We start from the raw sequence: 5,702 nt of genomic DNA, 5'->3' as shown, positions 1-5,702 counted from the left end.
TGCTAGATAAAATAAAGTATCTATATTTTAAATTCAAGCAGAGATATGGAAGTCCTCGAATTCATTCAGAATTAAATACTTTAGGTTATAGAATATCAGTTAAAACAGTTGCTAAATATATGCAAGAACTTGGCTTAAGAAGTAAATTAAGTAAGAAGTTTAGAATTACAACAAATTCTAAACATAATTATTTAACTGTAAGCAATTTACTTAATAGAGACTTTAGCGCTTCAAAACCTTCAATGAAATGGGTATCAGATATTACTTATATTCAAACTCAAGAGGGATTTTTGTATTTAACAACAATCATCGATTTGTACGATAGAAAGGTGACTGGTTGGAGTTTAAGTCATACCATGAGTACAAAAGAAACGAGTTTAGCAGCATGGCGTATGGCTATAAAGAATAGATCAATTAAAAAAGGAATGCTATTTCATTCTGATCGAGGTGTTCAATATGCTTCAAATAAGTTTACAAATGTACTTGATTCTTATGGTGTTATTCGTAGCATGTCAAGAAAAGGAAATTGCTGGGATAATGCTGTAGCTGAGAGCTTCTTTAAATCTTTAAAGACAGAACTGATATATGGAAATAAATTAATAACACGAGAAAAAATGAAAACGCAAATTTTTGAGTATATTGAAATTTGGTATAACAAAAATAGAAGACATAAAACATTGGGATATAAAACTATCTTTGAGTTTAATAATAATTTACAATTTTTAAAATATGTAGCTTAACTTACAATGGAAAATTCACGGGGATATCCATTTATCCAAATATGTTTTTTAAAAGTATCTAGAATAGAGAGTGCTTTATTATTATATCCTAAAATATTATAAATTTTCGCTTTGTATAAATACCCTTTTTCAATACCTTCTTTGTAATTATTTTTTTTTGAATGCCTCAAGCTTTTTTCAGTTAACCTTAAAGCTTCTACCCATTCATAACTGCTATATTTTTTGTATATTTGCTTGTAATCTTCTTCTATTTTTTGATCGTTTATAGCGTATAGAGTAGAGGACATACAACTTAAAAAAAAAAATAATACATATTTCACTTTCTGACTCATTTTAAATTAAAATAAAAAAACTTATCAAGTTGTTTTTGATAAGTTTAAGCAAATATACGCATATTAAAATCGTACTCAACTATCTAATAAATATCATCGGATTCGAAATCATTCTATGCTTTTTGGTGTTGATAATACTTGGCAATACCGAAGATTTGTTATTCGAAACATCAGGGTCAAATTTTACTGATTTGATTTCTGCTGTATTTTTGTATTCTCCGCTGGCTTTTATTTTGGCTTTTATGATAAGTTCTGGTTCATCTATAGCTGGATTAAGGGTACCAATATTCCATAATCCATTTGTGTAATTCCCAAAACCTGATGTAATCGTATGTGAAAGGTATTCATAGCCTGATGGTAAAGGATCTTCTACTTTTGCATCAATTGTAAGATAAGGACCTAAATTTTTTGCCTTAATTTTAAATTCAATTTCATCACCTGTAGTGTAGTCTTTGTCTAGCAGAATTGATTTTTCAACAGCTAAATCGCTTCCGCCAACTCCTTGTAATTTTTCTATTATTACCCCTGATTCCATGGTAGCATCTGCAACATCTGCAATAGCTATTTTAAACGTATACGTTTGTCCAGGAACCAAGTTTTTTAAATCGTACGTGATTAGCTTTGTGAGACCATTCCATTCTATATAAACATCAGGTGTATAGGAATTAAGATCGGGGTCATCTTCATTTATCATCAATATATTGGGATAACTTGGGCTAAAAATTTTTGTAGTATGTCCGTTGTTGATGTACAGATGACTTTGTGAAAGATCTGTAGGCTTCAAAGGTTTAGACCATGCGCCTGAGTGTCCTCCATATTTACCATAATTTACGTTGTTTACAGTGATAGGATTATTATTTGTTGGAAGTCGTGCCATGTTTTTTTTACCAGAAATACCAGGGCCACTTACAAAAAGACCAAAAGCATCATTGTATGAACCTCCTACATAATTAGGGTATTCTTCCGATCCAAATTGATAGGCTATTCTTAATGCTGTTAATCCTGGATCGAGAACAACATCAAATTCTAAAATAAAAGCATTAAATTGAGCTTGGTTATCAATAGCTGTTAAATCAGGGTCTGAGTACGATCTGTTACGTGCTGTAGATTTGTAAGGTCTATTATTTTTGCTTAATACATCCTCTTTGGCATTTCCTGTAGAGATAACTAATCCTCTATCAATTTCAAAATTTGCTCCAAATCCTTTATCAAAAATAAGAGCTTGTTTATTGTTAGTCATATCCCCATACAATAATCTTGGATTGGACAGTTTAACACCTTCTGCTTCAATACTTTCTAAAATTTCGTTTAATGAAGGATTTTCATTAATGATATTTACTGGAGAAATTTGAGCTGACGAAATAGTCGTCATTAAATTAAAAAGTATAACTATTAAAAGTAAATGTAATTTCATGTTAATTATTTTACAACAAAAACAACATTCATAAAAGATACTTCAGAAGGTGTACCCTTTACAAGGTATTTCATTAATCCATTTTCATCAATTGTAATCTGATCAATAACACTGTTATCATAATAAGTGATGTAATAATATAGTTTTTGAGCATTAGAAAAGTAAGGTATCGAAGATTTTGCATTTTCACTTTTCACCATTGGATTTTCAAATTGATTTTTGTATATACTAAATAAGTCAATTTGTTTTGTAGTGCCTACGTTAGATGTGTCTATGACCATAGAAGGCATATAAAAAAATCGTGTCGTTATTCCTAAACAAACCCATTCAGGAGTAATATCATTTCCAATATTTTGACTTAAACATTGATTCTCTTTATCATAAATTAGTAAACCATTCGAAGGTTTGTCTATACGATCTCTTTCAAGAGTCGTTAATCTTGGAATTAAAATTCCTTTTTCATTTGATACAACGTCTAACAAAGAGCTAGGAGCAGGATTTTTTGTGTTGATTCCCACTTGAGAGTGAGATAAAATGCTAAATAAAGATAATACAAAAAAAATGTGTACTTTAATATTCATAGTTTAATTATTAAAAGAATAAGCTTTGAGAATTATTAACAAAGCTTATTCATGGTTACGTTAATACATTTAATTAAGTTAAATGTTGATGCAAAATTAATAATTTAATAACGTTTAAAAAAATAACATATTACTACACTGCTATCACAAAAAAACAAAAACTAAAAAAAACAAGTATAAGTTGCTATAAATCATTAAATTATGTTTTTTAAAATAAGAATACAAAAAATGTGATAAGAAAGTGATATTATAGAAGTCTAAATTTGTAGAAGAATTAAAGATTTATGTCTTAAAAATATCACGTGAAGAGAATATTGGAATGCAACGTTAAGCCTGAAGAGTTTACTAAGTTTGTAAGTATATCAAATAAATGTAGATTAATTAGTTAAAAACTAATATAGCCTTATGATTTTAAAAAAGACAAAAGAAATTCAAGCTTATTTAACTTATACTAAAAAAATACAAGTTTTAAAATACGGCAAAGAGTATGGAAATAACTCTATATATAGTTTATAAATTTTATGGTGTAAAAAAATATTAGTATTATGAATGCTATCATATCTTTATAATAGATAAGAGAATTTCATTGCATAATTAAAACCTACATTGCTTGTTTTAGAACATAGATTTTTGTTTTGAGAAAGTTACAAATGTGTTTTTTTATTCTTTTTCTGTGTTTTTTCAATTAGTTGATCATCAGTTATACAACTGCTAATGACAAACAAGAAATAAGCAACAAGTGTTTTAGAGAATTTTTATTCATAAGTATTTTAGTTTTTAATTAAAAAATAAAACACAATAAACTATAATAGTAATAAATAAATATCACTTAACATAATTGAAATTATCTACCAAAAATTTTGAGGTTAAAACATTGATTCTGAACAAGTGCCGTTTTGAATAAATGATTTAATATCTAAAACTACTCTACAATGCGCATTTTTCCGTTAGAACTGCATATTCAAAGCAGACAAAAATAAAGCCTTAGTATTTCAAATACTAAGGCTTTATTTGAAAAGATCAGAATGAGATCCTATTCTTGTTAAATGAATTTCTTTTTTATCTTCATCAAACTGAAACCAAATAAGAAGTAAATCAGAATTAATGTGACATTCCCAATAATCTTTATAGTCGCCAATAAGTTTATGAGCTTTCATTTTTAAAGGTAGATTATCAGCACCACCTTTAATTAATAATTCTAAACACATTTCAATATCTTGGACTTTTTTGGGAGCTTTTTTAAATTTTTTAAAATCCTTTTTAAATTGAGTGGAGAATATTAATTTATAATTATTCATCAAGTAGATTTTTTAGGTAACCCTTTAATTCAGATGGATTACTTACCGAATCAAGATTTTCTGAATTATTTTTTAATTCTTCCATTGCTGAAATAGTTTCTGAATTAGGGATAGAATATCCTGTAGCATCTAAAAGTATTGTTTCAATATAATTATTAAAACTTCTATTTGATTTAATAGCTTCTTTTTTAAGAAACTCATAAAGATTATTGTTTATTCTTAAAGAAGTTAATCTTTTCTCTTTAGTATTCATAATGATAGTATTTGTAATACAAATGTAATCATTAATAAATAAACATTTCTTTTCTGGATATATTTTGTTTGTTCAAATTGGGTTAAAGATTCAAATTCTCCATTCTTCAATTTAAAAAGGGAATGTTATTTTAAAATAATATTCCCTTTTTTAGAGAAAATATGGATTAAAATTATTCGGAGTAATTGTATTCAAAAAGAATATAGCAAGGTGTGTTATTTGTCCCAAAAAACTTCCGTAAACTCCAGTATTTTGAACAAATAACGACCTTGCCCTACGAGGTAAGGAATTGATTGCTCGTCAAAGTCGCAATCAAAAATTAGGTGTAATATGAAGTGTGGAACCAACTAAATTAAGAGGTGTAAATCTAAAATTGCCACCACTTTTTTTTCTTTTCTGGAGTGTGTATAGGTTGTTCTAATTGAACTTCTTTTTTAGGTGCTTCTAATAAAAGAATTGTCTTTTGTAGATCCATTATTCTACCCTCTTTTTCTTGTAAAAGCAATTCCTTATTTTTTAATTCTTGTTCATGTAAAGATTTATTTAGGCGTATTTCTTGTTCATATAAAGCAATTTTCATTTTCAATTCATTTACATCTTCATTAGTTGGTCTTTTGTTGGTCATGTCCATGTTTTGTCTAGGACTTTTTTTGGTTGTTTTTACAGCTTCATAAATCGAAAAAAGGTAATTTACTTCTATAAGATTTTTATTTCCTTTTTTTTGTAAATATGGCTTAGATTCCTCTTTAGCGAACAATCTTCTAATTGTTTTTTCACTTTTATTTGTCTTTTCACAAGCTTCTTTTACATCTATATAGTTCATTTTTTGCTGATTTTGTCTAGTTGGTCAAATATAGGTCATGTCTAGGTTTTGTCTAGGTTTTTATTGTGGTCATTTTGTGATGTATTTACTTTCAAATAACTGTTCAGCTTTCTTTTTTAGTGAACCTATCAAATACGCTTTGATATTTTTAATTTCATAGAGTACAGATTGAGCTTTTAGTTCTACTAAGAAATCCAATAGTTCCTCTTCAGAAAGATGATTATATAGACTTTCAAATAAGCTAAGATTGTTGTTTAATTC

Annotated in this window: 8 protein-coding genes; 1 reads left to right on the top strand and 7 read right to left on the bottom strand. The window is 27.5% G+C overall.

Going from position 1 to position 5,702, the window contains the following annotated elements; translation table 11 throughout:
• Positions 1–740: IS3 family transposase (locus QHG34_RS15615; protein WP_282631156.1), on the top strand; the 740-nt coding region annotated here is incomplete at its 5' end.
• Here QHG34_RS15615 and QHG34_RS15610 read toward each other — a convergent pair.
• The 7 genes from QHG34_RS15610 to QHG34_RS15580 all read right to left on the bottom strand — a co-directional run.
• On the bottom strand, positions 737–1,060 hold the full coding sequence (locus tag QHG34_RS15610) for a hypothetical protein (protein WP_282631155.1): 324 nt from the start codon (positions 1,058–1,060) through the stop codon (positions 737–739). The genes QHG34_RS15615 and QHG34_RS15610 overlap by 4 nt on opposite strands.
• A gap of 91 nt (positions 1,061–1,151) precedes the next feature.
• On the bottom strand, positions 1,152–2,486 hold the full coding sequence (locus tag QHG34_RS15605) for a DUF11 domain-containing protein (protein ID WP_282631154.1): 1,335 nt from the start codon (positions 2,484–2,486) through the stop codon (positions 1,152–1,154).
• Between the two features lie 5 nt (positions 2,487–2,491).
• The gene (locus QHG34_RS15600) at positions 2,492–3,067 is read right to left on the bottom strand and encodes a hypothetical protein (protein WP_282631153.1); all 576 of its coding nucleotides are present in this window, start codon (positions 3,065–3,067) and stop codon (positions 2,492–2,494) included.
• A 1,007-nt stretch (positions 3,068–4,074) separates the two neighbouring features.
• Positions 4,075–4,365, bottom strand: a complete 291-nt coding sequence (locus QHG34_RS15595) for a type II toxin-antitoxin system YafQ family toxin (RefSeq protein ID WP_092910726.1) — start codon at positions 4,363–4,365, stop codon at positions 4,075–4,077.
• A complete protein-coding gene (locus QHG34_RS15590; RefSeq protein ID WP_092910729.1) occupies positions 4,358–4,618 on the bottom strand; it encodes a hypothetical protein in 261 nt (86 codons plus the stop codon). Before QHG34_RS15590 ends, QHG34_RS15595 begins: the two co-directional genes overlap by 8 nt.
• Before the next feature lie 367 nt (positions 4,619–4,985).
• Positions 4,986–5,441 (bottom strand): hypothetical protein, encoded by a 456-nt coding sequence (locus tag QHG34_RS15585; protein ID WP_282631151.1) that lies wholly within the window; start codon positions 5,439–5,441, stop codon positions 4,986–4,988.
• Between the two features lie 69 nt (positions 5,442–5,510).
• Positions 5,511–5,702: hypothetical protein (locus tag QHG34_RS15580; RefSeq protein ID WP_282631150.1), on the bottom strand; the 192-nt coding region annotated here is incomplete at its 5' end.

Origin of the sequence: Empedobacter sedimenti, from assembly GCF_030005555.1 — a bacterium.
Taxonomy (GTDB): Bacteria; Bacteroidota; Bacteroidia; order Flavobacteriales; family Weeksellaceae; genus Empedobacter; species Empedobacter sedimenti.
The sequence above is the reverse complement of the archived record's forward strand: the minus strand, read 5'-3'. Positions and strand labels throughout refer to the sequence as shown.

What these genes read in the sequence shown, in the direction of transcription:
- QHG34_RS15600 (WP_282631153.1), bottom strand. Translation starts at nt 3,067, where the DNA reads ATGAATATTAAAGTACACATTTTTTTTGTATTATCTTTATTTAGCATT.
- QHG34_RS15590 (WP_092910729.1), bottom strand. Translation starts at nt 4,618, where the DNA reads ATGAATACTAAAGAGAAAAGATTAACTTCTTTAAGAATAAACAATAAT.
- QHG34_RS15605 (WP_282631154.1), bottom strand. Translation starts at nt 2,486, where the DNA reads ATGAAATTACATTTACTTTTAATAGTTATACTTTTTAATTTAATGACG.
- QHG34_RS15595 (WP_092910726.1), bottom strand. Translation starts at nt 4,365, where the DNA reads ATGAATAATTATAAATTAATATTCTCCACTCAATTTAAAAAGGATTTT.
- QHG34_RS15585 (WP_282631151.1), bottom strand. Translation starts at nt 5,441, where the DNA reads ATGAACTATATAGATGTAAAAGAAGCTTGTGAAAAGACAAATAAAAGT.